This is a genomic window from Nocardioides sp., from assembly GCF_035703625.1.
Lineage (GTDB): Bacteria > Actinomycetota > Actinomycetes > Propionibacteriales > Nocardioidaceae > Nocardioides.
Genome location: NZ_DASSXS010000065.1, coordinates 1 through 2,090 on the forward strand (window position 1 = coordinate 1; position 2,090 = coordinate 2,090).

Annotated in this window: 3 protein-coding genes; 2 read left to right on the forward strand and 1 reads right to left on the reverse strand. The window is 70.6% G+C overall.

Annotated features, from left to right (window positions below):
* Positions 1-28: 28 nt before the first annotated feature.
* A complete protein-coding gene (locus VFN12_RS03155; RefSeq protein ID WP_325117125.1) occupies positions 29-397 on the reverse strand; it encodes a YciI family protein in 369 nt (122 codons plus the stop codon).
* A 122-nt stretch (positions 398-519) separates the two neighbouring features.
* On the opposite strand from VFN12_RS03155, the gene VFN12_RS03160 reads away from it, so the two are divergent.
* Together VFN12_RS03160 and VFN12_RS03165 are read left to right on the forward strand one after the other, a co-directional pair.
* Entirely contained in the window at positions 520-1,431 is a 912-nt protein-coding gene (locus VFN12_RS03160; RefSeq protein WP_325117126.1) for a hypothetical protein, read from the forward strand.
* Between the two features lie 164 nt (positions 1,432-1,595).
* On the forward strand, positions 1,596-2,090 hold a 495-nt coding region (locus VFN12_RS03165), incomplete at its 3' end, for a TCP-1/cpn60 chaperonin family protein (RefSeq protein WP_325117127.1).

The window sequence follows — 2,090 nt, forward strand, 5'->3', positions numbered from 1 at the left end:
TCGCGCCACAGCGCGCCGAGGTCGTCGGTCAACCGGTGCTGGGGCCCTCGTGGTCCACGCAGGCACGGACCTCGATCGCCCCGTCGGGCGAGGCGAGGATCCCGCAGACCGCGACGAGGTCGTCGAGGTCGTCGGTCCGGACCAGGTAGAAGCCGGTCAGCTGCTCGACCGTCTCGGCGTACGGCCCGTCGGTCACCGTCAGCTCGTCACCGCGCTGCCGCAGAAGCTTGGTCTCGCGGGAGTGGGTGAGCTCGGCGCCGCCGGTGACCGTGTGACCCCGCTCGGCCAGGGCCTTCGCGAACGCCTCGTGCCGGGCGTACTCGGCCCGGCGCTCCTCGGCGGAGGCGGTGTCCCAGGAGCTCTCGTCCCCGGGCAGGAGCACGGCGTAGGTGGTCATGTCAGTTCCTCTCGAACTCGTGAGTGTGAGTCTGTCACTGTCCTGACGCGCGGGGACCGACGAAATCGACAGCGGTCCACAATTCGCTGGAGCGGGCACCGGCCCGCGGCTAGCGTGCGGCGGTGACCTCAGTACTTCTCGCCACCTGCCGTGGCTGGCCCGACGGCGAGCCGGGTGGTGAGCTGCTGGTCGCCGCGCTCGCGGAGCGCGGCATCGACGCGCGGTGGGTGAGCTGGGACGACCCCACGCAGGACTGGGCCGGGGCCGACCTGGTGGCCGTGCGCTCGACCTGGGACTACATGGTGCGGCACGAGGAGTTCGTCGCCTGGTCGCGGCGGGTCGCCGACCGGACCCGGCTGCTCAACGGTCCCGTGGTGTTCGCGTGGAACGTCGACAAGGCCTACCTGGCCGGCCTGGAGGCAGGCCTGGCCGTCGTGCCCACCCGCACCGCCGCCACGGTCGAAGAGCTGGCAGCGGGAGTCAGGGAGTTCGGAGTGGCGGTGGTCAAGCCCCGGGTCGGGGCGGCCGGGGTCGGCGTGCTGGTCGTCGACCACCCCGAGGATCCCCGGCTCGGGACGGAGGTGAAGGACCACCCCGAGCTGCCTCCGGGCCGTGGACCCTGGGTCGTCCAGCCGTTGGTGCCCTCGGTCCGGACCGCGGGGGAGACCTCGGTCTTCGTGCTCGGCGGCAGGGCGGTCTCGCAGGTCGACAAGCTGCCGGCCGGGGGCGAGATCCGGGTGCACGAGCACTTCGGCGGGTCATCGCGAGCGGTGCCGCTGCGATCCGACGCGGCCGAGCTCGCGGAGGCAGGCATCGCCGCAGCCGCCAGGGCCGTCGGGTTCGCGCTCGACTACGGCCGGGTCGACATGATGCGCCTTCCGGGCGGCACCCTCGCGGTCAGCGAGCTCGAGCTCACCGAGCCGGGGCTCTACCTCGACGTGCTGCCCGAGAATGCCGGCGCATTCGCGGACCTGGTCGCCGCCCGGCTGGCCCGAGGGCCGGAGACGTTTGCACTCTCACCCCCCGAGTGCTAAACATTGAGCTGGCACTCTTAGCATGAGAGTGACAAGAAGGCGTGGTGACGTTGAGGTCCCAAGCGCCGGCGGGAAGGGTCCGCCGGGCCAGCCGGATCGGCCGTCGCGGGCAGCCCACCACGCCTCGCCACCGAACTCTTCAAGCGTGAGGAATCGCAAGAGTTATGTCAAAGCTGATTGCTTTCAACGAGGAGGCCCGTCGCGGTCTCGAGCGTGGCATGAACACGCTCGCCGACGCGGTCAAGGTGACGCTCGGCCCCAAGGGTCGCAACGTCGTCCTCGAGAAGAAGTGGGGCGCTCCGACCATCACCAACGACGGTGTGTCGATCGCCAAGGAGATCGAGCTCGAGGAGCCCTACGAGAAGATCGGGGCCGAGCTCGTCAAGGAAGTTGCCAAGAAGACCGATGACGTGGCCGGTGACGGCACGACCACGGCCACGGTGCTCGCCCAGGCGATGGTCCGCGAAGGCCTGCGCAACGTGGCCGCGGGTGCCAACCCGATGGGCCTGAAGCGTGGCATCGAGGCGGCCGTGGCCGCCGTGTCCGAGCAGCTGCTCAGCCTGGCCAAGGACGTCGAGACCAAGGAGCAGATCGCGGCCACCGCCTCGATCTCCGCGGGTGACCCGACCGTCGGCGAGATCATCGCCGAGGCGATGGAC

Coding starts and splice junctions, on each gene's coding strand:
- VFN12_RS03155 (WP_325117125.1), bottom strand. CDS start 397: ATGACCACCTACGCCGTGCTCCTGCCCGGGGACGAGAGCTCCTGGGAC.